The sequence below is a fragment of the Nocardia higoensis genome, from assembly GCF_015477835.1.
Lineage (GTDB): Bacteria > Actinomycetota > Actinomycetes > Mycobacteriales > Mycobacteriaceae > Nocardia > Nocardia higoensis_A.
This window is the reverse complement of the sequence record NZ_JADLQN010000002.1, coordinates 223884-248818: the sequence shown is the minus strand read 5'-3', so window position 1 is coordinate 248818 and position 24935 is coordinate 223884. Positions and strand designations below refer to the sequence as shown.

Annotated in this window: 25 protein-coding genes; 15 read left to right on the top strand and 10 right to left on the bottom strand. The window is 68.8% G+C overall.

Annotation, left to right across the window (positions count from 1 at the left end):
- Positions 1-2 precede the first annotated feature (2 nt).
- Positions 3-818 carry a crotonase/enoyl-CoA hydratase family protein gene (locus IU449_RS15310; RefSeq protein ID WP_195002778.1) on the top strand — a complete coding sequence of 272 codons (816 nt, stop codon included), beginning with the start codon at positions 3-5 and terminating at the stop codon, positions 816-818.
- A 52-nt stretch (positions 819-870) separates the two neighbouring features.
- Here IU449_RS15310 and IU449_RS15305 read toward each other — a convergent pair whose 3' ends face one another.
- Complete coding sequence (locus IU449_RS15305; RefSeq protein ID WP_195002777.1) at positions 871-1290, bottom strand: VOC family protein; 420 nt, start codon at positions 1288-1290, stop codon at positions 871-873.
- 129 nt (positions 1291-1419) lie between these two features.
- Between IU449_RS15305 and IU449_RS15300 the strand changes: the two genes are divergently transcribed.
- Positions 1420-2451, top strand: a complete 1032-nt coding sequence (locus IU449_RS15300; protein ID WP_195002776.1) for a sigma-70 family RNA polymerase sigma factor — start codon at positions 1420-1422, stop codon at positions 2449-2451.
- Positions 2452-2588: 137 nt separating this feature from the next.
- Here the strand turns inward: IU449_RS15300 and IU449_RS15295 are convergent, their stop codons facing one another.
- Both IU449_RS15295 and IU449_RS15290 read right to left on the bottom strand, forming a co-directional pair.
- Positions 2589-4142, bottom strand: coding sequence for an acyl-CoA synthetase (locus IU449_RS15295; RefSeq protein ID WP_195002775.1), 1554 nt, complete (start codon positions 4140-4142; stop codon positions 2589-2591).
- A gap of 22 nt (positions 4143-4164) precedes the next feature.
- On the bottom strand, positions 4165-5202 hold the full coding sequence (locus IU449_RS15290) for an LLM class F420-dependent oxidoreductase (protein WP_195002774.1): 1038 nt from the start codon (positions 5200-5202) through the stop codon (positions 4165-4167).
- A 212-nt stretch (positions 5203-5414) separates the two neighbouring features.
- Between IU449_RS15290 and IU449_RS15285 the strand changes: the two genes are divergently transcribed.
- Genes IU449_RS15285 through IU449_RS15265 form a run of 5 tightly spaced genes read left to right on the top strand, consistent with a single transcriptional unit; the run spans position 5415 to position 9905 of the window.
- Positions 5415-6347, top strand: coding sequence for a Zn-ribbon domain-containing OB-fold protein (locus IU449_RS15285; protein ID WP_195003219.1), 933 nt, complete (start codon positions 5415-5417; stop codon positions 6345-6347).
- A gap of 12 nt (positions 6348-6359) precedes the next feature.
- Positions 6360-7400: a thiolase domain-containing protein gene (locus IU449_RS15280; protein WP_195002773.1), complete on the top strand. Its 1041-nt coding sequence runs from the start codon at positions 6360-6362 to the stop codon at positions 7398-7400.
- The gene (locus IU449_RS15275; protein WP_195002772.1) at positions 7397-8569 is read left to right on the top strand and encodes a thiolase domain-containing protein; all 1173 of its coding nucleotides are present in this window, start codon (positions 7397-7399) and stop codon (positions 8567-8569) included. The genes IU449_RS15280 and IU449_RS15275 overlap by 4 nt, the downstream gene beginning before the upstream one ends.
- Positions 8570-8586: 17 nt before the next feature.
- Entirely contained in the window at positions 8587-9474 is an 888-nt protein-coding gene (locus tag IU449_RS15270; RefSeq protein WP_195003218.1) for a TIGR03619 family F420-dependent LLM class oxidoreductase, read from the top strand.
- Positions 9471-9905, top strand: coding sequence for a nuclear transport factor 2 family protein (locus IU449_RS15265; RefSeq protein ID WP_195002771.1), 435 nt, complete (start codon positions 9471-9473; stop codon positions 9903-9905). Before IU449_RS15270 ends, IU449_RS15265 begins: the two co-directional genes overlap by 4 nt.
- Positions 9906-10140: 235 nt before the next feature.
- Here IU449_RS15265 and IU449_RS15260 read toward each other — a convergent pair whose 3' ends face one another.
- Positions 10141-11406, bottom strand: coding sequence for a cytochrome P450 (locus IU449_RS15260; RefSeq protein WP_195002770.1), 1266 nt, complete (start codon positions 11404-11406; stop codon positions 10141-10143).
- A 178-nt stretch (positions 11407-11584) separates the two neighbouring features.
- Here IU449_RS15260 and IU449_RS15255 point away from each other — a divergent pair, with 178 nt between their 5' ends.
- Both IU449_RS15255 and IU449_RS15250 read left to right on the top strand, forming a co-directional pair.
- Entirely contained in the window at positions 11585-12748 is a 1164-nt protein-coding gene (locus tag IU449_RS15255; RefSeq protein WP_195002769.1) for a steroid 3-ketoacyl-CoA thiolase, read from the top strand.
- 362 nt (positions 12749-13110) lie between these two features.
- Positions 13111-13527, top strand: coding sequence for a helix-turn-helix domain-containing protein (locus IU449_RS15250; RefSeq protein WP_011207048.1), 417 nt, complete (start codon positions 13111-13113; stop codon positions 13525-13527).
- A 418-nt stretch (positions 13528-13945) separates the two neighbouring features.
- On the opposite strand, the gene IU449_RS15245 is transcribed toward IU449_RS15250, so the two are convergent.
- The 5 genes from IU449_RS15245 to IU449_RS15225 all read right to left on the bottom strand — a co-directional run bounded on the left by IU449_RS15245 (position 13946) and on the right by IU449_RS15225 (position 19007).
- The gene (locus IU449_RS15245) at positions 13946-14881 is read right to left on the bottom strand and encodes a hypothetical protein (protein WP_324188265.1); all 936 of its coding nucleotides are present in this window, start codon (positions 14879-14881) and stop codon (positions 13946-13948) included.
- A gap of 86 nt (positions 14882-14967) precedes the next feature.
- The gene (locus tag IU449_RS15240; protein ID WP_195002767.1) at positions 14968-15483 is read right to left on the bottom strand and encodes an ImmA/IrrE family metallo-endopeptidase; all 516 of its coding nucleotides are present in this window, start codon (positions 15481-15483) and stop codon (positions 14968-14970) included.
- A gap of 23 nt (positions 15484-15506) precedes the next feature.
- The gene (locus IU449_RS15235) at positions 15507-16997 is read right to left on the bottom strand and encodes a hypothetical protein (protein WP_195002766.1); all 1491 of its coding nucleotides are present in this window, start codon (positions 16995-16997) and stop codon (positions 15507-15509) included.
- 230 nt (positions 16998-17227) lie between these two features.
- Positions 17228-18136, bottom strand: coding sequence for an SDR family oxidoreductase (locus IU449_RS15230; protein ID WP_195002765.1), 909 nt, complete (start codon positions 18134-18136; stop codon positions 17228-17230).
- Between the two features lie 31 nt (positions 18137-18167).
- Positions 18168-19007 carry an SDR family oxidoreductase gene (locus IU449_RS15225; protein ID WP_195002764.1) on the bottom strand — a complete coding sequence of 280 codons (840 nt, stop codon included), beginning with the start codon at positions 19005-19007 and terminating at the stop codon, positions 18168-18170.
- A 79-nt stretch (positions 19008-19086) separates the two neighbouring features.
- Between IU449_RS15225 and IU449_RS15220 the strand changes: the two genes are divergently transcribed.
- The 4 genes from IU449_RS15220 to IU449_RS15205 are packed head-to-tail and all read left to right on the top strand — an operon-like array spanning position 19087 to position 22602.
- The gene (locus IU449_RS15220; protein ID WP_195002763.1) at positions 19087-19857 is read left to right on the top strand and encodes an enoyl-CoA hydratase family protein; all 771 of its coding nucleotides are present in this window, start codon (positions 19087-19089) and stop codon (positions 19855-19857) included.
- A gap of 5 nt (positions 19858-19862) precedes the next feature.
- The gene (locus IU449_RS15215) at positions 19863-20750 is read left to right on the top strand and encodes a CoA-transferase (protein WP_228804730.1); all 888 of its coding nucleotides are present in this window, start codon (positions 19863-19865) and stop codon (positions 20748-20750) included.
- Positions 20747-21508 carry a CoA-transferase subunit beta gene (locus tag IU449_RS15210; protein WP_195002761.1) on the top strand — a complete coding sequence of 254 codons (762 nt, stop codon included), beginning with the start codon at positions 20747-20749 and terminating at the stop codon, positions 21506-21508. Before IU449_RS15215 ends, IU449_RS15210 begins: the two co-directional genes overlap by 4 nt.
- Entirely contained in the window at positions 21505-22602 is a 1098-nt protein-coding gene (locus IU449_RS15205; protein WP_195002760.1) for an NAD(P)H-dependent flavin oxidoreductase, read from the top strand. The genes IU449_RS15210 and IU449_RS15205 overlap by 4 nt, the downstream gene beginning before the upstream one ends.
- Positions 22603-22796: 194 nt before the next feature.
- Here the strand turns inward: IU449_RS15205 and IU449_RS15200 are convergent, their stop codons facing one another.
- Complete coding sequence (locus IU449_RS15200) at positions 22797-23564, bottom strand: SDR family oxidoreductase (protein WP_195002759.1); 768 nt, start codon at positions 23562-23564, stop codon at positions 22797-22799.
- 102 nt (positions 23565-23666) lie between these two features.
- Between IU449_RS15200 and IU449_RS15195 the strand changes: the two genes are divergently transcribed.
- Both IU449_RS15195 and IU449_RS15190 read left to right on the top strand, forming a co-directional pair.
- Positions 23667-24536 carry a helix-turn-helix transcriptional regulator gene (locus IU449_RS15195; protein ID WP_195002758.1) on the top strand — a complete coding sequence of 290 codons (870 nt, stop codon included), beginning with the start codon at positions 23667-23669 and terminating at the stop codon, positions 24534-24536.
- Between the two features lie 70 nt (positions 24537-24606).
- Complete coding sequence (locus IU449_RS15190; RefSeq protein WP_195002757.1) at positions 24607-24786, top strand: hypothetical protein; 180 nt, start codon at positions 24607-24609, stop codon at positions 24784-24786.
- The last annotated feature ends 149 nt before the right edge of the window (positions 24787-24935 follow it).

Genomic DNA, 24935 nt, shown 5'->3' with positions numbered 1-24935 from the left:
TCATGGCCCCAGAAGCGGGAACTTCCCACCCGGACACGAGCCACTGCCTCGTCGAGAAGCGCGGTCACGTCCTGATCGTCACGATGAACCGCCCCGAGGCGCGCAACGCGCTGTCGGCGGAGATGATGGCGATCATGCGCGATGCCTGGGATCAGGTCGACAGCGATCCGGAGATCCGCGTGGCGATCCTGACCGGCGCGGGCGGCGCGTTCTGCGCGGGGATGGATCTCAAGGCCATGAACTCCCGGCCGCCGGGCGATTCGTTCAAGGGCGGCGGCTGGGATCTCACGCGCTTCGACGCACTGCTCAAGGGCCGCAGGCTCACCAAGCCGCTCATCGCGGCCGTCGAGGGCCCCGCCATCGCGGGCGGCACCGAGATCCTGCAGGGCACCGACATCCGGGTGGCCGGCGAGAGCGCGAAATTCGGTGTGTCGGAAGCGCGCTGGGGGCTGTTCCCGCTCGGCGGCTCGGCGGTACGACTGGTCCGGCAGATCCCGTACACCATCGCCGCGGAGATCCTGCTCACCGGCCGCCACCTCCCCGCGGCCGAGGCCAAGGAGATCGGCCTGATCGGCCATGTGGTCCCCGACGGCACCGCGCTCGACAAGGCACTGGAACTGGCCGATCAGATCGCGGCCAACGGCCCGCTCGCGGTGCAGGCCATCCTGCGCACCATCCGGGACACCGAGGGCCTGCACGAGGAGGAGGCTTTCAAGATCGAGGCGAAGTTCGGCGCCGAGGTCTTCGCCTCGGCCGACGCCAAGGAAGGCCCGAGGGCTTTCGCCGAGAAGCGCAAGGCCACTTTCACCGGGCACTGACCTTTCCGGGCACCCGCACCTCGGGTGCCCGACCCCGGTGTGGCCGTCCCGGTCACTCCGCGCCGGGGTAGTCCATCCAGAACGGCTCCCACTGGTGGCCGTCCGGGTCGAGGAACGTGCGCCCGTGCATGCCCACCTCGGCCTCTTGGGCGCGCTTGTCCTCGTTGATCTCCTCGGTCCCGCCCGCCGCCAAGGCCGCCTCGGTCAGCGCGTCGACCTCCGCCGCGCTGCCGAGCGACAGGGCGTAGGCCGCGCCGGTCGCCGCGGTGGTCTCGGCGACCGGGCGGCGGGTGAAGGTCTGGAAGTACTCCCTGGTCAGCAACATCAGGCAGATGTTGTCGTCGACCACGATGCAGGCCGCGTTGTCGTCGGTGAAGTCCTCGTTCAACTTCCAGCCCAGCCTCTGGTAGAAGTCCTTGGCGCGGGACAGATCGCCGACCGGGAGATTGACGAAGATCATCTTGCTGCTCATGGTGTTTTCCTCTCGCACACGGTGTCGGTGTCATCAGTGCAGACGGAGCCCCACGGGCGGATTCATCGCTCCGGCCGTGCCGGTTTCGTACCCTGTTTCCTGTCGGTGGGCTGTGGCATCGTGATCGCCATGACCGAAACGTCAGGCTCGACCACCGCCACGGCCGACGCGAACGTGCTGGCCTCGTTCGAATCCCACCGGCGGGAACTGTGCGCCTACGCGTACCGTATGCTCGGATCCTCCTTCGAGGCCGAGGACGCGGTGCAGGAGACCTTCACCCGGGCATGGAAGTCCTACGGCTCGTTCCAGGGCCGCGCCAGCCTGCGGTCCTGGCTCTACAAGATCACGACCAATGTCTGCCTGGACATGCTCGACGGGCCACAACGCCGCGCCAGGCCGATGGACCTGTCCGGGCCGTCCCGGCCGGATTCGCCACTGCCCGCCCCGCAACCGGACTACGTGTGGGTGGAGCCGATACCCAACGCGCTGGCCTTCGGCGCCGACCCGGCCGAGCACGCCACCACCAAAGACTCTTTACGGCTGGCGTTCGTGGCGGCCTGTCAGCACCTGCCCGCCACCCAGCGGGCCATTCTGATCATGCGCGAGGTACTTCGCTTCTCGGCGAGCGAGACCGCCGAGGCGCTGACGCTGTCCCCCGCCTCGGTCAACAGCGCCCTGCAACGAGCGCGCGCCACCATGGCGAAGGTGCGCCCGGCCGACAACGACGAGTACGACGAAACCGACGACCAACAGCGCAGGCTCGTCGACGATTTCGTCACCGCGTTCGAGGCCTACGACATGGAGGCGCTGACCGCGCTGCTGAAAGCCGATGTGGCGCTGTCCATGCCGCCGATCGAGCTATGGATCAGCGGGCCGGAGAACGTCGCCGAGTTCATGCGCGGCACGGGCAGCGCCTGCGAGGGTTCGCGGATGATCCGGTTGGACGGGGCCAACGGGCTGCCCGCCTTCGGTCACTACAAGCCGACCGAGACGCCGGGAGTCTTCGCCCCCTGGTCGATCACGGTGCTCGAACTGTCCGGCGGCGCGATCAGCGGACTGAACTTCTTCCTCGACACCGAGCGGCTGTTCCCGCTGTTCGGCCTGCCGATGGAACTACGCGAGGAAACCGCCACCGAGCGGGCCGAGCAGGCTGCCTCCTAGCTCACCGGCGTCCCAACTCACCGGCGTCCCAGCTCACCGACGTCCGGACACAGAGCCGGCGCACGACCCGACGAGCAGCAGGAACGGTCGGTCCTGGGCTCGCGGGTCGTGCACAGTGCCTCGGTCGGCGCGCGATATCAGCTCGCCGGGACGTAGCGCTCGCGCAGCTTGCGCTTGTAGAGCTTGCCGTTCGGATCGCGCGGCAGCTCGTCGAGGTAGTCGATCGAGCGCGGCATCTTGTACTTGGCCAGGCGCTCGGCGGCGAAGGCGAGCAGTTCGGCGGTGAGTTCGTCGTCGCCGGTCACGCCTTCGGCCGGCTGGACGACCGCCTTGACCTCCTGGCCCCAATCCTCGTGCGGAATGCCGAAGACCGCGACGTCGGCGACTTTCGGATGGGTGATGAGTACGGTCTCGACCTCGGCCGGGTAGATGTTCACGCCGCCGGAGAGGATCAGGTCCGAGCGACGGTCGCACAGGAACAGGTAGCCGTCCTCGTCGAGATAGCCGATGTCGCCGACGGTGAACAGGTCGCCGACGCGCGACTCGTCGGTCTTGGCCTTGTCGTGGTGGTACTCGAAGCTGGAGGCGCCCATCTTCATGTAGACCAGGCCGGTCTCACCGGGCGGCAGCTCCGAGCCGTCCTCCTCGCTGAGCACCTTGATCACCGAGTACGGCCACGACTTGCCCACCGAGCCCGGCTTGTTCAGCCATTCGGCGCCGCTGATGACGGTACCGCCGCCCTCGGTGGCCGCGTAGTACTCGGTGACCGTCGGACCCCACCATTCGAGCATCCGGCGCTTGGTCTCCTGCGGGCACGGCGCCGCGCCGTGCACCATGCTGCGCAACGAGGACACGTCGTAGCGCGCGCGTACCTCGTCGGGCAGCGCGAGCAGGCGATGGAACTGGGTGGGCACCATGTGGCTGTGGGTGACACGATGCTTGTCGATCAGCCGCAGCATCTCCTCGGCGTCCCACTTGTCCATCAGAACGACCTTGTGCCCCAACTGGATCGAGATGGTCGCGAAGTTCAGCACCGCGGTGTGGTAGAGCGGGGAGCCGCAGATGTGCACGTGATCGTCGTAGGGCTCGAGCCCGAACAGAGCGAAGAAGGCGGTGTTCGCGGCCGACACCACATCGGGATCGGCGCCCGTGAGCGGGCGCCGCACTCCCTTCGGACGTCCGGTGGTCCCCGACGTGTACAGCATCGGCGCACCGGTGGTGCGCTCCTGCGGCCTGCCCGCGTCGTCGCTGCCCAGTTCCGACAGCGGGGTGAAGCCTTCGATCTCGCCGACCGCGAAGCGCGCCGTCGCGGGCAGGCCCGCCTCGTCGGCGGCCGCGGACGCCGCGGCGGCGAAGCGATCGCTGGCGAAGAACGCCTTGGCTTCGCTGTCGCCCAGGATGTAGGCGACTTCCGGCCCGGTCAGGTGCCAGTTCACGGCCACGATGTAGAGACCGGACTGATAGGCCGCGAAGTAGATCGCGATGGCCTCGGCACAGTTGTGCACCATGCTCACCAGCACGTCACCGGTGCGCAGGCCCAGCTCGTGCAGCCCGGCGGCGTAGCGGTTGGCCAGCTGGGCCAGTTCGCGATAGGTCACCTCCCGTCCCGACGGATCGACCAGCGCGATCCGCTCGGGTTCGGCGGCAGCGATGTTCCAAAGACCGAGAATTTCTGACTCCTGCGTCGTCACCCTGTCGAATTTAGAACGTGTTCTACTGATCGACAAGGGGTGCGAGCTTCCGAAGATGTTCCACGTCGGGAGCCGACACCAACATCATGGTCACGCCGGCCGCTTCCCAGATCTTCAGCTGCTCGCGCACATGGGCCTCGTTTCCGATGATCGCGGTGTCCAGGATCAGCTCGTCGGGGACCGCGGCGGCGGCCTCGGCCTTGCGTCCGGCCTGGAACAGCGCGCCGATCTCGTCGACCTCGCGGTCGTAGCCCATCCGCCGGTAGACCTGGGCGTGGAAATTCATCTCCGGAGCGCCCATGCCGCCGATGTAGAGCGCCATGATCCAGCGCATCCGCTCGAGTTCGGCGGCCGGATCGTCGGTGATCACCACCTGACAGCTGGCGGCGATCTCGAAATCCTCGCGGGAGCGGCGCGCGCCCGGCCGGGCGAAGCCCTCGTCCAACCAGGAGTGGTACATCTCGGCCAGTCGCGGGGCGAAGTAGATCGCCAGCCAGCCGTCGGCGATCTCGGCGGTCAGCGCCACATTCTTCGGCCCCTCCGAGCCCAGCCAGATCGGCAGATCCGCACGTAGCGGGTGCACGATCGGCTTGAGCGGCTTGCCGAGGCCGGTCGCGCCGGGGCCCGTGTAGGGCAGCGGGTAGTGCGGTCCGTCGTTGGTCACCGGCGCCTCGCGGGCCAGCACCTTGCGGATGATCTCGACATACTCCCGGGTGCGCTGCAACGGCTTGGCGAACGGCTGGCCGTACCAGCCCTCCACCACCTGCGGGCCGGACACGCCCAGCCCGAGCACCGCGCGGCCACCGCTGAGATGGTCCAGGGTCAGCGCGTGCATGGCGGTGGCCGCCGGGGTGCGCGCCGACATCTGCACCACCGAGGTGCCCAGCCGGACCCGCTCGGTGCGCGAGCCCCACCACGTGAGCGGCCCGAAGGCGTCCGAGCCCCAGGATTCGGCCGCGAAGACCGCGTCGAACCCGGCCGCCTCGGCGGCGACCACCAACTCCCCCGCGTTGGCGGGCGGCTGCGCCATCCAATATCCGAGTTGCAGTCCGAACTTCATGGTCGACCCTTTCAACGCACTTCTGCTTGCCACCAGAATAAGAACCTGTTCTACTCGAAAGCGTGACCGAGGGGAATAGCGCGTCCGGCGGCGTCGCAGCGCCCCACCCGGATCGACGCCGCGCCCTCACCACCATTGTCACCGCCGAGAAAGGGCCGGAATTGGACACCGCCACCAGCACGGGACCCGATGTGCTGAGCGCGCCCCTGCGGATGCGCTTCGACTACACCCGCTCGGTCGGACCGACCATCGGCGCGTTCCTCACCGGACTGCGCGCCCGCAAGGTCGTCGGGGCCCGCGGCAGCGACGGCCGGGTGCTCGTCCCGCCGCCGGAATACGACCCCGTGAGCAATCTCCCGCTCACCGACTTCGTCGACGTCGCCGACACCGGCACCGTCTCCACCTGGACCTGGGTGCGCGAACCGCAACCCGGTCAGCCCTTCGACCGGCCTTTCGCCTGGGCGCTGATCACCCTCGACGGCGCCGATTCCGCCCTGCTGCACGCCGTCGACGTCGACTCCCCCGAGCAGATCCACACCGGTCTGCGGGTGCGGGCGCGGTGGGCGGCGGAGACCACCGGCGACATCAAGGACATCGTCTGCTTCGAGCCGGGCGAGGGCTCCGAAACGGCCACGGCGCCGACCACGTCCGAGGGCGACGCCGAGCCGGTCACCATGATCACCACGCCGGTCGACCTGTCCTACAAGCACACCGCCTCCCCTCAGGAGACGGTGTATCTGCGCGGACTGGCCGAGGGCAAGCTGATCGGCGCGCGCACCGACGCGGGCGGCAAGGTGTACTTCCCGCCGCGCGGCGCCAACCCGACCTCCGGCCTGCCCACCGAGGACTACATCGAGTTGTCCGACCACGGCACGGTCACCACCTTCTGCATCGTCAACGTGCCCTTCCTCGGTCAGCGCATCAAGCCGCCCTATGTGGCGGCCTACGTGCTGCTCGACGGCGCCGACATCCCGATACTGCACCTGGTGCTGGGCTGCGAGGCGAGCGAGGTCCGGATGGGCATGCGGGTGAAGGCGGTCTGGAAACCGCGCGAGCAGTGGGGCCACGGGCTCGAGAACGTGGACCACTTCGAGCCCACCGGTGAACCCGATGCCGACTACGAGACCTACAAGCACCATCTCTGAGAGGCGAGCACGTTGACCGACAACTCCACCGACATCGCGGTCGTGGGTTTCGCCCATGCGCCGCACGTGCCGGAGACCTTCGGCACCACCAACGGTGTCGAGATGCTGGTGCCCTGCTTCCAGCAGCTCTACTCCGAACTCGGAATCACCAAGTCCGACATCGACTTCTGGTGCTCGGGCTCCTCGGACTACCTGGCCGGGCGCGCCTTCTCGTTCATCTCCGCGGTGGACTCGATCGGCGCGGTGCCGCCGATCAACGAGTCGCACGTGGAGATGGACGCGGCCTGGGCGCTCTACGAGGCTTTCGTGAAGTTGAAGTCGGGCCAGGCGTCCACGGCGCTGGTCTACGGCTTCGGCAAGTCCTCGGCGGGCAGCCTGCGCCGCATCCTGACCATGCAGCTCGATCCGTATCTGGTCGCCCCGCTGTGGCCGGACGCGCTGTCCATCGCCGGCCTGCAGGCCCGCGCGGGCATCGACGCGGGCCGCTGGAGCGAACGCGATATGGCCGCCGTCGCCGCGGGCGAGTCCGGTGACCTCGACGCTCTGCTCGACTCGCCCTATGTCGCCGATCCGCTTCGCGCCCACGACGTCGCGCCGATCACCGACGGCGCCGCCGCGATCGTGCTCGCCACCGGCGACCGGGCCCGCGAGCTGCGCGAACGTCCCGCCTGGATCACCGCGATGGCCCATCGCATCGACTCACCCGTGCTCGGCGCGCGCGATCTCACCGTCTCCCCCTCGGCCGCCGCGGCAGCCCAGGCCGCGACCGGCGGTGATGTGAGCGGCTTCGACCTGGCCGAACTGCACGCCCCCTTCAGCCACCAACAGCTGATCCTCACCGAAGCCCTGGGTCTGAAACCGGAGACCAGGATCAACCCCTCCGGTGGCGCGCTGGCCGCGAACCCCATGTTCGCCGCCGGACTCGAGCGCATCGGCCACGCGGCCACGGCGATCATGACCGGCACGGCCGGGCGCGCGCTCGCCCACGCCACCAGCGGCCCGGTGCTGCAGCAGAACCTTGTGACCGTCCTGGATTCGGAGGCGAGCCGATGAGCTTCCCGGCCGCGGTGCTCGGCACCGGACAGACCCATCACGTGACGAAGCGCCACGATGTGTCGATGGCGGGCATGTGCCGCGAAGCCATCGATCGCGCGCTCGCCGACGCCGGCCTCACCATCGCCGATATCGACGCCGTGGTGGTGGGCAAGGCCCCCGACATGTTCGAGGGCGTCATGATGCCGGAGCTCTATCTCGCCGACGCGCTCGGCGCGACCGGCAAGCCGCTGCTGCGCGTGCACACCGCCGGTTCGGTCGGTGGCTCGACCGGCATCGTGGCGGCCAATCTGGTGCAGGCCGGTGTGCACAAGCGGGTGCTGGCGATCGCGTGGGAGAAGCAGTCGGAGTCGAACGCCATGTGGGCGTTGTCGATTCCGGTGCCGTTCACCATGCCGGTCGGCGCGGGCGCGGGCGGGTACTTCGCCCCGCACGTTCGCTCCTACATCCGCCGCTCCAACGCGCCCAGCCACATCGGCGCGATGGTCGCGGTCAAGGACCGCCGAAACGGGGCCAAGAACCCGCTCGCCCATCTGCAGCAGCCCGACATCACCCTGGAGAAGGTGCTGGAATCCCAGATGCTCTGGGATCCCATTCGTTTCGACGAGACGTGCCCGTCCTCCGACGGTGCGTGCGCGGTCGTCATCGGCGATGCCGAAGCCGCCGAGAAGGTCGAGTCGCAGGGGCGCAAGGTCGCCTGGATCCACGGCACCGCCATGCGCACCGAACCGACCACCTTCTCCGGCCGCGACCAGGTGAACCCGCAGGCGGGCCGGGATGCCGCCGCCGCGCTGTGGGAGGCCGCGGGCATCACCGATCCGCTCGAGGAGATCGACGCCGCGGAGATCTACGTGCCGTTCTCCTGGTTCGAGCCGATGTGGCTGGAGAACCTGGGCTTCGCCGCGCCGGGTGAGGGCTGGAAGCTCACCGAGAAGGGCGAGACCGAGATCGGTGGCCGCATCCCGGTCAACCCGTCCGGTGGCGTGCTCTCCTCCAACCCGATCGGCGCCTCCGGGCTCATCCGCTTCGCCGAGGCCGCCAAGCAGGTCATGGACCGGGCGGGCGACTACCAGGTCGCCGGAGCCCGCAAGGCGCTCGGTCACGCGTACGGTGGTGGCTCGCAGTACTTCTCGATGTGGGTTGTCGGCTCGGAACGGCCGGGCGCATGACGGTGTCCACACAGCCGTTGCAGTTCACCCTCGGCATCGCGCTCAGCCCGCTCGAGCAGCTGGGCGAGCTGGCGCGCACCGCCGAGGAGTGTGGCTTCACCTCCATCGCGCTGCCGGACTCGCTGTTCTACATGAAGTCGGCGGCGGCGAAGTACCCCTACACCGCCGACGGCTCCCGGTTCTGGGGCGCGGACACCCCGTGGGTGGACCCGCTGATCGGCGCCACCGCGATGGCCGCGGTGACCACCCGGCTGCGCTTCTACACCAACGTCCTCAAACTGGGCTCGCGTAATCCGCTGCTGCTGGCCAGGCAGGTCGGCTCGGTAGCGAACCTGTCGAACAACCGGTTCGGATTCGGCGTCGGCATCGGCTGGGCGCCGGAGGAATTCGAGTGGTGCGGGCAGCCCTACGCCCGCCGCGGCGCGCGGGTCGACGAGATGATCGAGGTCATCAAGCTGGCGCTGGGCGGCGGCATGGTCGAATTCCACGGCGAGTTCTACGATTTCGACGAGCTGCAGATCAGTCCCGCGCCGAGCGAGCCGGTGCCGTTCTACATCGGCGGACACACCGACGTGGCGCTGCGCCGGGCGGCCAGGGTCGGCGACGGCTGGACCTCGGCCATGATGACCTTCGCCGAACTGACCGACACCATCGGCAAGCTGGACGCGCTGCGGGCCGAGTTCGGCCGCACGGAGGTGCCGTTCGAGATCCAGGCGGTGTGTGTGGACAAGGCGGGCCGCGAGGGCTATCAGGATCTCGCCGACGCGGGCGTGACCGACGCGATCGTGGTGCCCTGGCTGTTCGACGGTATCGGCTTCGACGGCGAACTCGCCGCCAAGCAGGACTCGCTGCGCCGCTTCGCCGAGAAGTACATCGCCGACCCGATCATCGGGCGGGCGCGATGAGCACCGCCGCCGAATCGAGGATCACCGAACATCCCGCGCGCGCGGCGGGCCTGGCCTCCCAGGCGGCCGTGCGCTCCCGCGACAAGGCGGCATGGCTGTCGCTGTTCGCCGTCGATGGGGTCGTCGAGGACCCCATCGGGCCGTCCGGCTTCGACCCCGAGGGCCGGGGCCATCACGGCCTCGACGCCATCGGCGCGTTCTGGGACACCGCGATCGCGCCGACCGAGTCCATCGAATTCCGCTTCGAGGACTCCTTCGCCTGCGGCGACGAGGTAGCTTTCACCGGCCTCATCCGCACGACCCTGGGCGGGCACCTCATCGACGCCGAGGGCGTGTTCACCTACCGGGTCGACGCGGAGGGAAAGATCGCGGCCTTGCGCGCCTACTGGGAACTCGACCGCGCCATGAAGACCGCGCGTCCGGCGCACTGAACGCCGGGCAGAGTCCCCAGGCCACCACGAAGGCCCTCGAATCACACCGATTCGAGGGCCTTCCGTGTTTCTCGCTACGCGGCGTCAGCGCGGTGGTCGGCACCGTCGCGCGCACGGCACCGAGGCCGCGCCGAGGTGCCGGTAGTCTCCGTCACCGCACCGAACGGCCGGATCGCGGCGCACAGCGCCGGATGGCCGGATCGCGGTGTCGCTCGCGACCGGCCGAACCGGAGCGTCAGTGCTTGACCGGGCAACCACCGGTCTTGTAATCCACCTGGAATTCCTTGATGCCGTTCAGCCAGCCCGAACGCAGCCGCTGCGGATCGCCGATCTTGGTGATGTCGGGCAGGTGGTCGGCGATGGCGTTGAAGATCAGGTCGATCTCCAGGCGGGCCAGGTTCGCGCCGATGCAGAAGTGCGCGCCGGTGCCGCCGAAGGACAGGTGCGGGTTGTCCGCGCGCATGATGTCGAACTTCAGCGGGTTCTCGAAGACGTCCTCGTCGAAGTTGGCCGACCGGTAGGCCAGCACCAGGCGCTGCCCCTTCTTGATCTGGACGCCGCCGAGCTCGACATCCTCGAGCGCGGTGCGCTGGAAGGAGGTGACCGGGGTGGCCCAGCGGATGATCTCGTCGGCGGCGGTGGCCGGGCGCTCCTTCTTGTAGAGCTCCCACTGGTCGGGGTTCTCCAGGAAGGCGATCATGCCGTGCGAGATGGCGTTGCGGGTGGTCTCGTTGCCCGCCACCGCCAGCATGATCACGAAGAAGCCGAATTCCTCCTCGGTGAGCTTGTCACCGTCGACGTCGGCCTCGATGAGAGTGGTGACGATGTCGTCGGCCGGGCAGGCCTTGCGGGCGGCGGCCATCTGGTAGGCGTAGCCGAGCACCTCGGCCGAGGCGACCACGGGGTCGGCGTCGTTGTCCGGATCGTCGTAACCGGTCATCTGGTTGGACCAGGTGAACACCTTCATCCGGTCCTCCTGCGGGATGCCGATCAGCTCGGCGATCGCCTGCAGCGGCAGCTCACAGGCCACCTGGGTGACGAAATCGCCCGAGCCCGCCTCGGCGGCGGCCTTGACGATCTGCTCCGCCTTGGCCGAGAGCTCGGCGCGCAGGCCGTTGATGGCCCGCGGGGTGAAGCCGCGCGAGATGATCTTGCGCAGCTTGGTGTGCTCCGGGGCATCCATGTTCAGCATCACGATGCGCTGCAGCTCGATCTGCTCGCGGGTGATGTCGTCGTTGAAGCGCGGGATGGCGGTGTTCTCGAAGTTGGAGAACACGTCGCTGCGCCGCGACACCTCCTTGATGTCGGCGTGCTTGGAGACGACCCAGAAGCCCTCGTCGTGGAATCCGCCGACCTCCGGCGGCTGCGGGTTCCACCAGATCGGGGCGGACCGGCGCAGCTCGGCGAATTCTTCGACCGGAACTCGCTCGGCATAGATGTCGGGGTCCGTCACGTCGAACCCTTCCGGCAGATTCGGGCGGGCGTTCCGAGTCTCAACCACCAGATGTCTCCTTCACCGCAGATGTCTCGCTCGCAGATTGCCCACGTCCGGATCGACCACGTCGGCAAACTGAAACACGTTCTACAATCAATTCCAGCACAGCCGGTCGCACTAGTAAAGAAGACCTGGGCATCCAGCTGTCACACGTTCCAGTTTTCCCGAGAGGAAGGTTCCCCCGATGGGCACTCCCGTCATCGTCGAGGCCGTACGTACCCCGATCGGCAAGCGCCGCGGCGCACTCGCCGGCCTGCACGCCGCCGAACTCCTCGGCCTCGCTCAGCGCGGCCTGCTCGATCGCGCCGGCCTCGACCCGGCACTGATCGAACAGGTCATCGGCGGCTGCGTCACCCAGGCGGGCGAGCAGTCCAACAACATCGCCCGCGTCGCCTGGCTGCACGCCGGACTGCCCTGGCAGACCGGGGCGACCACCGTCGACGCGCAGTGCGGTTCGGCCCAGCAGGCCAACCACCTGATCGCCGGCCTCATCGCCACCGGCGCCATCGAGATCGGCATGGCCTGCGGCGTGGAGGCGATGAGCCGAGTTCCCCTGGGCGCGAACATCGGCGAGAACGCGGGCCCGCGTCGCCCGGCGTCGTGGAGCATCGATCTGCCCAACCAGTTCGAGGCCGCCGAGCGGATCGCCAAGCGCCGCGGCATCACTCGCGACGACGTGGACGAACTCGGCGTGCGCTCCCAGCGACTGGCCGCCCAGGCCTGGGCCGAGGGTCGATTCGACCGCGAGATCATCCCGGTCACCGCCCCGGTGGTCGACAAGGAAGGCACGCTCACCGGCGAACAGCACGAGGTGACCCGCGATCAGGGCCTGCGCGAGACCACCAAGGAAGGGCTGGCGAAGCTGAAGCCGGTCATGGAAGGCGGCATCCACACCGCGGGCACGTCCTCGCAGATCTCCGACGGCGCGGCCGCGGTTCTGCTCATGGACGAAAAGGTCGCGCAGCGTGAGGGTTTGCGTCCGCGCGCGCGGATCCGCACTCAGGCACTGGTCGGTGGCGAACCGGAGTTCCATCTCGACGGCCCGGTGCAGGCCTGCTCCCGACTGTTGGAGCGTTCGGGTATGAGCATCGGCGACATCGATCTGTTCGAGATCAACGAAGCCTTCGCCTCGGTCGTCCTGTCCTGGGCCCAGGTACACAAGCCCGACATGGACCGGGTGAACGTCAACGGCGGCGCGATCGCACTCGGCCACCCGGTCGGATCGACCGGGTCTCGGCTCATCACAACGGCTTTGCACGAACTCGAACGGACCGGCGGAAGCACCGCGATGATCTTGATGTGCGCCGGCGGGGCGATGGCGACCGGCACGATCATCGAGCGCATCTAGGTCATTTGCCCAAATCTCGACCGTATGTTGAACCTTCATCCCCAGCCCGGCAAAACGTGTCGTACACCACACCATCCGCGTCGGTGGTAAACACATGAGATGTCAGCTATCTCACGGTTATCATGGGATGACTTCCGAAGACCGTCGCGACGGGCCGGAACCGGTGCGTACCGGGGGTCCACTGGAGGCGTTGGGGTGACCCGCAAACGCTATAGAGTCGACCGGTTCGCCACATCGGAGCCCTGGTTCGCGAAGGAAAACCCGAATCAGGCGTAGGTTTTCAGTTACTGAGCCGCTAATATCAATGATAGGTATCCGAGATAACGACTGTTAGTACAGTGAAGGGAATTGGGCGGCTCACAATGGCTGATTTCGCGGCGCGGCTGAACAAGCTGTTCGAAACCGTGCATCCCCCGGGGCGCAAGCCTCACACCAACGCGGAGGTGGCGGCTGCGCTGACCGCCTCCGGTCATCCGATCTCGAAACCGTATCTGTCGCAGCTGCGGTCGGGACAGCGGACGAATCCCTCGGATGAGACGGTGGCGGCGCTGGCCAAGTTCTTCAAGGTCAAGCCGGACTACTTCTTCAACGACATCTACGCTGCCAAGATCGATCACGATCTGGAGCTGCTGTCCCAGCTGCAGGGCTATGGACTGCGTCGCTTGTCGAGTAGGGCTTTCGACCTCTCCGAAGAATCACAGAACCTGCTGACCTCCATGGCGGAGAAGTTGCGAGCAAGCGAAGGCCTGCCCGAAATTCCTCCGGACGGCACGGAATAGGTTCACCGGCAACGCGGGCAGTGCGTCCTCCGGGCCGCACTGCCCGCGTTCTGCCCGCCGCCCGCGTGGGCGGCGACGCCGTCACGCCCGCCCGTGCAGGGGCAGGCAGCGGCGGCGAGGTCGCGGCAATGCCGCGATCAATTCACGCTTCGGCTTCTCACGCGGAAACTCACTATTGCAAGTACAGACGTACGTGCATTTCCGGGGACACGGATACCTATCTCACCAAAACCTCCCCGGCAACGCCTCCGTGATCGTACAGCGATCGCGAATGTCTGTGACAAGACCCGAATGCCCTGGTGGTTTCTCGGGATGCCGCACAGTTCTCCGTGACGACGCCCGACCTCACCGCCGGACGACCGAGGATGTGAACCTCGATCGATCGCTGAACGACTGCGGTCGGCGATCGATCGGGTGGTCAGCGTTCGGCGTTGCCGCTCACCAGCAGAGCTTCGTCGGACGCGTCGAAGGCCCGGGCGATCGCCCGCACCCAGCCACGCGGGCTGATGTCCTCCGGAGGCGCGATCCAGCGCGCGTCGACCACGATCTCGCCCAACGGGTTACGCGCCCAGCGGGCCACCCGCTCGGCTCGCACGGGCACGTCGGCGGGCGGACTGCCCGCGGCGACCAGCTCGATGCCGCTGCCGGACTGCAGATACAGCGCGTCCATGATCTGGGCGACCTGGTCGGAGGCGCGCAACTGAGTGGACGAGCTCGGCTGCTCGTGCGCGATCACCTCGGGGAAGCGTTCGAGCATCGTCCGGTGCAGCGCCCTGGTATCGCGCAACGTCTGCTTGGCGCGCACCCACAGTTCCACCACGATCCACACCGCGCCGAGCGCGAGCAGTAACGAAGCCGCCGACCACACCGGCCACGCCCATTGCGCCTGCCCCGGCTCCATCGACTCGGCGCCGGTCCACGACCGCCACGCCTGCAACGCCGCGAGCACGCCGACCACGGCAGTACCGGCGGTATAGACGGCGATGCCTCGGCCGAGGGCGGTCCAGTCCAGGTTGCGCAGACCGGTGAGCACGATGAACGCGCAGGCCAGGACGAGCGCCACCCAACCGGCGGTGAACGACGACACCAGTGTGCCGAGGATCGCCAGCGCGCCCACGCCGTAGATCACCGATGCGATCTGGCGAAGATTGCGCCGCGACACCACCGGCCACGCGGCGGCGGCCACCACCGAGGTGGCCGTGGCGAAGGCGATCCAGGCCGAGAGGTGTGCGCCGTCGGACAGCGATCCGGCCGGCAGTCCGGCCGGACGCAGATTGTCCACTGCCAGCGCGATTTCCGGCACCCCCACCGTGGCAGCCGCGCCGACCGCGGCCACGGCGGTCACGATCGCCACGCGCGGCGTCGTCGCCGGCCGCACCAAGACGCGGCCCACGCGGGCCCCGACGGCAACCCAAACCAGAAGAGCTGTCAACCACACGGTCATCCGAGAGCCTCGTCGAATCGAAGGGCCGAGACGCCCGCGCCCCGGCTGTTGAACACGCGTAGCCGCGTCATCAGCATCGCCGCGAAGGTCTCGGCCTCCCATTCGGCCATCTCGTCCGCGCCGTCGTCGACGATCTGCTGGTGCGCCCGCTGGCTGAGCATGTAGGCGATCAGATCGTCGCTCGCCTCGAGGGTCACCTCGGCGGCGGGCGCGCCTGCGTGGTTGAACACGATGTGCCCGAGTTCGTGCGCCAGTGTGTGTTCCCGGCTGGGCAATGCGGTCGCCAGCACGATCACGTCGCGGTCCGGGTAGAAGCGCCGCTGACCGCAGACACCCGGCCCGAGGTCGGCGTCGGCGATCTCGATGTCACGCATCCGCTCGGCGGAGACGGCGGCGACCACCTGCTCGAGCGTGGTGGCGTCGAAATCGGCGGCGACCGCGCAGACCGCGTCGACCGCGGCCGCGACCCGGCGGTAGGACCGCGGATTGATCCTGGTTCTGCTCTGACTCATGGTCATCCTCACAACCTCGGGCCCTACAGCCTCGGGCCGAAGAACTCGGCGCGCGCGGCGTCGACTCGGGCTTGGGCGGCAGAGGCGCTCTGGAAACTGACCGCGCCCGCGCCCGCGGCGACCAGTGCCATCGCGGCCAGGCCGCCGAGCACCACCAGTCCGTCCGTGTCGGGCGGCTCGGCTTCGGCGCTGGTCGGGCGCACGGAGTGGTCCGGCGCGGGCGGCGACGCGTGGGAGCGAGGCCGCTCGGCGGGGGCGGCCGGAGGCGGATCGGGGGCGGCCTCGACAGCGGTGGGAGCTGAGACCGGCAGTGCGGATTGCTCGGCGGACGGCCCCGTCGGCAGGGAAGGCGCGGAAGGCGTTGGCGCGGAAGGAATGTCCAGGGGCGTCGACGGCGTGGCGGGCACCGACGGGACAGGTGACGCGGGCACGCTGGGCAGCGGGATCAGCAGCAGTAGCAGCGGTACTGCCGAACCGACCGCCGCCGAACCGAGCGCCGCGCCCGCCGAACCGGCACCGAGCGCCGAGCCGAGTCCCACAGATCCGGCGCCCAGCCCCAGACCGAGTCCGGCCGAACCGACGCCCAGCCCCAGACCGAGTCCGGCGGATCCGGCGCCGAGTCCGGCGGAGCCGGTCGCCGGGCCGAGCCCCACACCCGCCGAACCGGTCCCGAGCACGGTGACGAGTCCTGACGAACCGGCGCCCAGTACCGCGGCGAGACCGGCAGAGCCGCTGCCGAGCACGACGGTCGCGCCCGCGGAACCGGCCGCCGAGCCCGCACCGGACCCGGTGGCACCGATCGGCTCGGGCGCATCGGATGTCGTGGGCGGGTCGAGCGAGAGTTCCGGTCCGACCGGAAGGCCGGGCGCCGGAGTGCCGCTCGCTTCCGACCCGGATGCCGATCCGGTCGGGGGCGGCTCGGGAACGTTCGCGATCGGACCGCTCTCGCCCTGTCCGGGGTTCGCACCCGCATTGCCCTGGTAGCCGGAATTCCCGTTCCCCGGGTTCCCGCCACCGGGATTGCCGTTGTTCGGATTCCCGTTGCCGAGGGTGCCGTTCGCGTTGCTGTTGCCGGATTCTCCTCCACCGGGACTCCCCTCGGTGGCGTCGCCGTCGGCCGGGCCACCCGCCCCGGACTCGGTGCCGGAAGGGCTGCCGCCGGAGTTACCGTCCGAAGCACCACCGGGACCGGCGTCGCCGGGTGAGCCGCCCCCTGGATCGATCCACGGGGTGCCCCCGCCCGAATTCCCGTTCCCGGCGTTCCCGTTCCCGGAGTTGCCGTTGCCGGAGTTGCCGTTGCCGGAGTTGCCGTTGCCGGAGTTGCCGTTGGCAGGACCTTGGTCCACGGACAGGTCGAGGGGCACATCGGAGTCGGTCGCGGGCTGCGCGGGGGCGGCGGGCTCGGCCGGAACGGCTGTGACCGAGTCGAGCGGCGGCTTGCCGCCCTCGCTCGCCGGCGCGGCCGACGCTCCGGTGGAAGCGGACAGCGCAATTCCGGCAACAGCGCTCGCCACGGCCACAACGCGCCTCGCGCGACCAGCGGCCATCGGCCGCCCTCCCCTCTGTACAGCGGCAATCCCGCTCGGTCACCCACTCCCGCCGGGACTTCGTACAACGGGAGCACATACTAATGCGCTTACCGAATAATGTGCGAAGAACGTTAGCAACCGTGGGAAAAGCCGAGAACAGTGGCTATGAGGGCTTCTTCGACCGCCGAGACGGGCCGCGCTCGAGCGCGCGGCGATCAGGCTCCGTATACCGCTTCCGGCGGCGCGGATTTGGCGATGAGATCGGCGACGACCGGCCCCAGCTCGGCCGGATCCCAGCGCGCTCCCCGGTCGACGGCAACGCCGTGGCGCCAGCCGTCGGCGAGGGCCACCTTGCCGCCCTCGAGCTCGAACACGCGCCCGGTGACCGCGGCCGATTCGGCACTGCCCAGCCACACCACCAGTGGCGAGATGTTCTCCGGGGCCATAGCGTCGAAGCCGGAATCGGGCTTGGCCATCATGTCGGCGAAAACGGTCTCGGTCATCCGGGTGCGCGCCGAGGGCGCGATGGCGTTGACCGTGGCGCCGTAGCGGGCGAATTCCGCGGACGCGGTCAGGGTCAGCCCGGCGATACCCGCTTTGGCCGCACCATAATTGGATTGTCCGACGCTGCCCTGCAGGCCCGCGCCGGAACTGGTGTTGATCACGCGCGCATCCACCGGGTGGCCCGCCTTGGATCGCGCGCGCCAGTACTCACCGGCGTGCCGCATGGTCGCGAAGTGGCCCTTGAGGTGGACCCGCACGACCGAATCCCATTCTTCCTCGGAGAGATTGACCAGCATCCGGTCGCGCACGAAACCGGCGTTGTTGACCAGCACGTCGAGTGTGCCGAAGGTGTCCACGGCCTGCTGCACGAGATTGCGCGAGCCCGTCCAGTCGGCGACGTCGTCGTAGTTGGCCACCGCCTCGCCGCCCGCCGCCCGAATCTCGGCGACCACCTGTTCGGCCGGACGCTCGCCGGTGGCGTCGCCGTGCAGGGACGAGCCGATGTCGTTGACGACCACCCGGGCGCCCGCCGCGGCGAAGGCCAGCGCGTGCGCGCGGCCGATTCCGCGTCCGGCGCCGGTGACGATGACGACACGCCCCGCGCAGATCTGCTGATCCATTCCGTTGTCCTCTTTCCGTTCTCGATGCGGGTCAGGCCCGCTGCTGCTCGCCTGTGCTCGCGGTGCCGTTGCCCGCTGCGCTGTTACCCACTGCGCTGTTGCCCGCGGTGGACACGGCGAGGAAGGGGGGCCGTTCACCGCCACCGTGCACCTGCACCATCGCCCCGCTCACATAGGCGGCCAGCGGGGAGGCGAGGAACACCGCGACCCGGCCGACGTCCTCGGGCTTGGCCAGCCGCCCGAGCGGGATGGTCGAGGCCACCGCGTCGATGCCCGCTCGATCGCCGTAATGCAGTTCGCTCAGCTCGGTCTCGACCGGGCCGACGATCAGGGAGTTGACGCGCACCTTGGGCGCCCATTCCATCGCCAGCGACTGGGTGAGGCTGTCCACGCCCGCCTTGGCGGCGCCGTAGGCGGCGGTGCCCGGCGAGGGCCGGTGCCCGCTGAGGCTGGAGATCATCACGATCGATCCGCCCTCGGGCTGCTGTTGCATCACGGCATTGGCGGCCTGTGAAACCCACAGCGCCGACATCAGATTCAGTTCCAGGATCTTGGTGTGGAAGTTGACGCTGGCCGTCGCGGCGGGCGCGAACGGTGCGCCGCCCGCGTTGTTGACCGCGTGATCGAGACGGCCGTGGGTATCGACCACGGTGTCGACCAGGGCGCGCACCGCCTCGGCGTCGCGCACATCGCAGGGCAGGAAGTGCGCCCGCCTGCCCTCGAAGCTCACCGGCGTCTCGGGTTCGCGGCGCGCGCACACGACGACGGTCGCCCCGGCGGCGAGGAATTCCCGGCTGATGCCCGCGCCCACACCACGTGCCCCGCCGGTCACCAAGACGACGCGATCGGACAGGTCGATTTCGAGTCCCACCGTGCTAACCTACCAAGCAACTGCTTGCTTTGCCAACCATTCGCTTTGTCACCAGAGCTGCATCTACGAAGGGCCTGCGATGGGCATCAACCGTCACACCGAATCCACCGGCATCGCCGTCGTCACGATCGACTACCCGCCGGTCAACGCCATCCCCACCGACGGCTGGTTCGCCATCGCCGACGAGATCCGCGAGGCCGGGCGCGACCGGAAGACCAAGGTCGTGGTGCTGCGCGCGGAGAACCGCGGTTTCAACGCGGGCGTCGACATCAAGGAGATCCAGAGCAAGCCGGGACACCAGGCGCTCATCGACGCCAACCACGGCTGCTTCGAGGCGTTCGGCGCGGTGTACGACTGCCCGGTCCCGGTGATCGCCTCGGTGCAGGGCTTCTGCCTGGGTGGCGGCATCGGCCTGGTCGGCAACGCGGACGTCGTGATCGCCTCCGACGACGCCACTTTCGGCCTGCCCGAGGTCGATCGCGGCGCGCTGGGCGCGGCCACCCACCTGGCCCGGCTGGTCCCCCAGCACCTGATGCGCGCGCTGTTCTACACCGCGAGCACCATCACCGCCCAGCAGTTGCACCACCACGGCTCGGTGTACCAGGTGGTGCCGCGCGCCGAGCTCGATGCCGCGACCTTGAAGGTGGCCGAGAACATCGCCGCCAAGGACGGCCGGGTGATCCGCGCGGCCAAGAAGGCCCTCAACGGCATCGACATCCAGGACGTGCACCGCAGCTACCGCTACGAGCAGGGCTTCACCTTCGAACTCAATCTGGCGGGCGTCGCCGACGAGATCCGCGCCCGCTTCGACGACGACCTCGCGGCCCGCAAGTCCGCGAACCAGGAGTGAGGACGATGAAAGACAAACGAATGTCGCTCGACGACGTGGTCGGCGAGCTGCGCAGCGGCATGACCATCGGCATCGGCGGCTGGGGTTCGCGACGCAAGCCGATGGCGCTGGTGCGCGCCATCCTGCGCTCGGACGTCACCGACCTGACCGTGGTCAGCTACGGCGGCCCCGACCTGGGCCTGCTGTGCTCGGCGGGCAAGGTGCGCAAGGCCTACTACGGCTTCGTGTCGCTGGACTCCGCGCCGTTCTACGACCCGTGGTTCGGCAAGGCCCGCACCTCCGGAGCGATCGTGTCGCGCGAGATGGACGAGGGCATGCTCAAGTGCGGGCTGGAGGCGGCCGCGGCCCGGCTGCCGTTCCTGCCGATCCGCGCCGGGCTCGGCTCGGATGTGTTCACCTTCTGGGAGGGTGAGCTGAAGACCGTCTCCTCGCCGTATCCCGGCGCCGACGGCAAGACCGAAACCCTCACCGCCATGCCCGCGCTGAACCTCGACGCCGCGCTGGTGCACCTCGACCTCGCCGACGAGCACGGCAATGCCGCCTACACCGGCATCGACCCGTACTTCGACGACCTGTACTGCATGGCCGCCGAGCGCCGCTACCTCTCGGTCGAGCGCGTGGTGGACACCGAGGAACTGGTGAAAGCCGTTGTACCGCAGCAACTGCTGCTCAACCGCATGATGGTCGACGGGGTGGTCGAGGCGCCGAACGGCGCGCACTTCACCTTCGCCGGCGACTACCAGCGCGACGAGAAGTTCCAGCGCCACTATGTGGAGGCGGCGAAGACGCCGGAGTCCTGGCAGCAGTTCGTCGACACCTACCTGGCGGTCTCCGAGGACGAGTACCAGGCCGCTGTCCGCCGGTTCGCACAACAGCAGGAGGGCTCGCGATGACCAGCACCGAGACCGTCACCAGGGCCGAGTACTGTGCCGTCGCCTGCGCGGAGATCTTCGACGGCGCGGGCGAGATCGTCGCCTCGCCGATGACGCCGATGGCCACCCTCGGCGCCCGGCTGGCCCGGCTCACCACCGAGCCGGATCTGCTGATGTCCGACGGCGAGGCGCTGCTGCTCGCCGACACTCCCCCGCTCGGCGGCAAGTCCCCCATCGAGGGCTGGATCCCGTTCCGCAAGGTCTTCGACGTGCTCGCCTCGGGCCGTCGCCACGTCGTGATGGGCGCCAACCAGATCGACCGCTTCGGCAACCAGAACCTCTCCGCCTTCGGCCCGCACCAGCAGCCGACCCGGCAGATGTTCGGCCTGCGCGGCGCGCCCGGCAACACCATCAACCACGCCACCAGCTACTGGGTCGCCAAGCACAACAAGCGCGTCTTCGTCGACGCCGTCGACATCGTCTGCGGCGTCGGCTACGACAAGGTCGACCCGGACAACCCGGCCTTCCGGTTCCTGAAGATCCATCGCGTGGTGACCAACCTCGGTGTCTTCGATTTCGAGGGCCCCGAGCACACCATGCGGGCCCGCAGCCTGCACCCCGGCGTCACCCCGGAGGAGGTCGCCGAGAACACCTCCTTCGAGGTCGCCGGTCTGGCCGAGGCGCCGCACTCCCCCGCGCCCAGCGCCGAGCAGCTGCGCATCATCCGGGAAGTGCTGGATCCGAGGAAGATTCGCGAGAAGGAGGTGCCGTCCGCATGACCACCCCGACGCCGCGCTTGCGGACCGCGCTGACCGACCTGGTCGGCATCGAGCACCCCATCGTGCAGACCGGCATGGGCTGGGTCGCCGGACCGAGCCTGGTCTCGGCGACCTCCAACGCGGGCGGCCTGGGCATCCTCGCCTCGGCGACGATGACCTACGCCGAGCTGGAAGCCGCGATCGCCAAGACCAAGGCACAGACCGACCGGCCGTTCGGCGTGAACATCCGCGCCGACGCGGGCGACGCGGGCGAGCGCATCGACCTGCTCATCCGCGAGAAAGTCGCGGTCGCCTCGTTCGCGCTCGCGCCCAAGAAGGACCTCATCGCGAAGCTGAAAGACGCCGGGGTCGTGGTGATCCCGTCGATCGGCGCGGCGAAGCACGCGGTGAAGGTGGCCTCCTGGGGCGCGGACGCGGTGATCGTGCAGGGCGGCGAGGGCGGCGGTCACACCGGCCCGGTCGCCACCACCCTGCTGCTGCCCTCGGTGCTGGACGCGGTCGACATCCCCGTCGTCGCCGCGGGCGGCTTCTTCGACGGCCGCGGCCTGGCCGCCGCGCTCGCCTACGGCGCGGCCGGGGTGGCGATGGGCACCCGCTTCCTGCTCACCCAGGACAGCAGCGTGCCCGACGCCGTCAAACAGGAGTACCTGAAGCGGCACCTGCAGGACACCGTGGTCTCGCTCAAGGTCGACGGCATGCCGCACCGAGTGCTCAATACCGAACTGGTGCAGCGCCTGGAACATTCGGGCAATTGGCGCGGGTTCACCGCGGCGGTGTCGAACGCGGCGAAGTTCAAGAAGATGACCGGCATGAAGTGGTCGGCCCTGGTGCGCGACGGCCTGGCCATGCGCAAGACCAAGGACCTCACCTGGTCGCAGGTCATCATGGCCGCGAACACCCCGATGCTGCTGCGTGCCGGGCTGGTCGAGGGCAACACCCAGGCGGGTGTGCTCGCGGCCGGTCAGGTCACCGGCATCATCGACGACCTGCCGACCTGCAAGGAGCTCGTCGAACGGATCGTCGACGAGGCCGAGGCGCGGCTCGACGCGCTCGCGGCCCTGCGTAATTCGTCGAAGGTGACTGCCTCGGAGTGACCCGGCGACACGGCGGGCTCGGACCGGTGGATCGGTCCGAGCCCGTTCTGTGTTCGAGGTTCCACGCACGCCTGCGTCGAGCGTCACGGCATCGCGCGGGTCGACAGCGGAGCGGATTCCGCGCGGGGCCTACCGGCGCGTCCTGGATCCGGGGTCCGGATCGGAAGTTGTCCCCAGGTCTGCACAGGTGCTGATCACCAGGGCAGTCGCCCGTATTCGATGCCATCGGTGGCGCCCCAGCGGTAGCCCCAGAGCTGCCCGGTCGGGCCGTCGGCAGGCAGGGTCGCCAGATGCACGATCGGTTCGGCGCCCTGTTCGGGGGTGCGGAAGCCGGTGTTGTGGTTGAGGTCGGTCGCGCAGTAGCCCGGGTTCGCGGCGTTGACCTTGATCGGGGTGTCCCACAGCTCCTTGGCGTACATGGTGGTGATCATGGTGAGCGCCGTCTTCGACGACGGATAGGTGATCGACGTCATCGGCCACATCGGGCCGTCCTGGTCGTTCATCAACTGCACCGAGCCGACCTCGCTGGAGACATTGACGATGCGCGCGGCCTCGGCGCGACGCAGCAGCGGCAGCACGGCGTTGGTGACCGCCACCGGGCCGAACACATTCGTCTCGTACACGGTGCGCAGGGAATCGACCGAGGTGGTGGACGGTTGCAGGCCGGTATCGAAGCCGCCGGTGATGGCGGCATTGTTGACCAGGATGTCCAGCCGGCCGAATTCGGTGTCGATGTACTCGGCGACTGCGGTGATCGAGGCGGCGTCGGTGACATCCAGCCGGACGAAGCGGACCTCGCCGCCCTCGGCGGCCAGTTTCTCCGCGGCGGCCCGGCCGCGCTCGGGATCTCTGGCGCCGAGCAGGACGGTGACGCCGCGGGCGGCGAGCGAGCGTGCGGTTTCGTAGCCGAGGCCCTTGTTGGCTCCCGTGATCAGAGCAATGGAGGTGGTGTCGTTGGTCATGCCGACAATGGTTCCAGTGCGCACGGCCCCCAGGGGAGGGCCGAACGAGCGTGGTATCACCGGTACCCCCCTCCGACCGCCACGAGCGAGCACACTGGGGACATGGCGAATCGGACCGATCTTGCGGCATTCCTGCGGGCGCGTCGCGCCGACCTGCGCCCCTCGGATGTCGGACTGCCGCAGACCGGGCCGCGACGCACACCCGGCCTGCGGCGTCAGGAGGTCGCGCAACTGGCGGGCATCTCCGTCGAGTACTACGTGCGCCTCGAACAGGCCCGCGGCCCGCGCCCGTCGGCACAGGTGATCGGCGCGCTGGCCAGGGCGTTGATGCTCACCGCCGACGAGCGCAACTACCTTTTCCGCACCGCCGGACACCAGCCGCCTGTCGTGGCAGGCCCGAACCGCACCGTCTCCGTCGCCGTCCGCGCCATCCTCGACGGGCTGACCGCCATGCCCGCCTACGTGGCCGACGCGAGCTACGACATCCTGGCCTGGAACGCCATGGCCGTGTTCTTCATCTCCGACCTCACCGACACCCCGGCCTCGGATCGCAATATGGTGCGCTGGGCGTTCCGTCGCCGCGCCGACGACCCGAGCTGGTCGGACCCGGAGACCCTGCAATTCGCCAGGACCACTGTCGCCGACCTCCGCGCCGCCTACGCCCGCTATCCCGGCAACTCGGGCCTCGGCGCCCTGGTCACCGAACTGCTCGGCACCTCAACGCGTTTCGCGCAGATGTGGGCCTCCCAGGACGTGGCCGAACGCCGCAACCACCGCAAGCGGGTCACGCACCCCGAATACGGCGTGCTCGACTTCGAGTGCCAGGTGCTGCATCTGCCCGACAGCGATCAGCGGATCATCATCTACTGCGCAGATCCCGGCTCGCCCACCGAAGCGATCTTCCGCGAACTCGCCGAAGGCACGAGACCCCTTGTCCCACTATCATTGCCGGGAAGCGCGCGGCGCGTCTGAGGGAGGCCGGGCCTCGCATACCCGCCCTTGACGTTTCTCAGATCTCGAACGGGCAGACACAATGCAGGACATGGAAAACGGTGACGACAAGGACGCGACCGCGCCTTCCCCCGCCGTTCAATACTGGACGGTGGGTTTGACGTGCGTGGCGATCGTCGCGACCGCCTACCTGATCGTCGGACTGTTGCGCAAACCGCTGTGGGACAAAGCCGTTGTTCTTCCAGTCTCTGACGAAGGCCGCTTTGACTGATCACCGCGGATCATGATCTAATCGGGCAGAGCTGGGTTGCGCATGGGCGCGGCTCGTCGTCAGGCTGGGGGTTGGCCGTACGGCGTTGACAATCTCTCTTCGCGGGAACGCCAAGTCCGCTGAGGTGCTCCCATCCCTTGCTACCCGAG

Coding starts and splice junctions, on each gene's coding strand:
- IU449_RS15310 (WP_195002778.1), top strand. CDS start 3: ATGGCCCCAGAAGCGGGAACTTCCCACCCGGACACGAGCCACTGCCTC.
- IU449_RS15305 (WP_195002777.1), bottom strand. CDS start 1,290: ATGAGCAGCAAGATGATCTTCGTCAATCTCCCGGTCGGCGATCTGTCC.
- IU449_RS15300 (WP_195002776.1), top strand. CDS start 1,420: ATGACCGAAACGTCAGGCTCGACCACCGCCACGGCCGACGCGAACGTG.
- IU449_RS15290 (WP_195002774.1), bottom strand. CDS start 5,202: ATGAAGTTCGGACTGCAACTCGGATATTGGATGGCGCAGCCGCCCGCC.
- IU449_RS15285 (WP_195003219.1), top strand. CDS start 5,415: ATGCGCTTCGACTACACCCGCTCGGTCGGACCGACCATCGGCGCGTTC.
- IU449_RS15275 (WP_195002772.1), top strand. CDS start 7,397: ATGAGCTTCCCGGCCGCGGTGCTCGGCACCGGACAGACCCATCACGTG.
- IU449_RS15265 (WP_195002771.1), top strand. CDS start 9,471: ATGAGCACCGCCGCCGAATCGAGGATCACCGAACATCCCGCGCGCGCG.
- IU449_RS15255 (WP_195002769.1), top strand. CDS start 11,585: ATGGGCACTCCCGTCATCGTCGAGGCCGTACGTACCCCGATCGGCAAG.
- IU449_RS15250 (WP_011207048.1), top strand. CDS start 13,111: ATGGCTGATTTCGCGGCGCGGCTGAACAAGCTGTTCGAAACCGTGCAT.
- IU449_RS15240 (WP_195002767.1), bottom strand. CDS start 15,483: ATGAGTCAGAGCAGAACCAGGATCAATCCGCGGTCCTACCGCCGGGTC.
- IU449_RS15230 (WP_195002765.1), bottom strand. CDS start 18,136: ATGGATCAGCAGATCTGCGCGGGGCGTGTCGTCATCGTCACCGGCGCC.
- IU449_RS15220 (WP_195002763.1), top strand. CDS start 19,087: ATGGGCATCAACCGTCACACCGAATCCACCGGCATCGCCGTCGTCACG.
- IU449_RS15215 (WP_228804730.1), top strand. CDS start 19,863: ATGAAAGACAAACGAATGTCGCTCGACGACGTGGTCGGCGAGCTGCGC.
- IU449_RS15210 (WP_195002761.1), top strand. CDS start 20,747: ATGACCAGCACCGAGACCGTCACCAGGGCCGAGTACTGTGCCGTCGCC.
- IU449_RS15205 (WP_195002760.1), top strand. CDS start 21,505: ATGACCACCCCGACGCCGCGCTTGCGGACCGCGCTGACCGACCTGGTC.
- IU449_RS15200 (WP_195002759.1), bottom strand. CDS start 23,564: ATGACCAACGACACCACCTCCATTGCTCTGATCACGGGAGCCAACAAG.
- IU449_RS15195 (WP_195002758.1), top strand. CDS start 23,667: ATGGCGAATCGGACCGATCTTGCGGCATTCCTGCGGGCGCGTCGCGCC.
- IU449_RS15190 (WP_195002757.1), top strand. CDS start 24,607: ATGGAAAACGGTGACGACAAGGACGCGACCGCGCCTTCCCCCGCCGTT.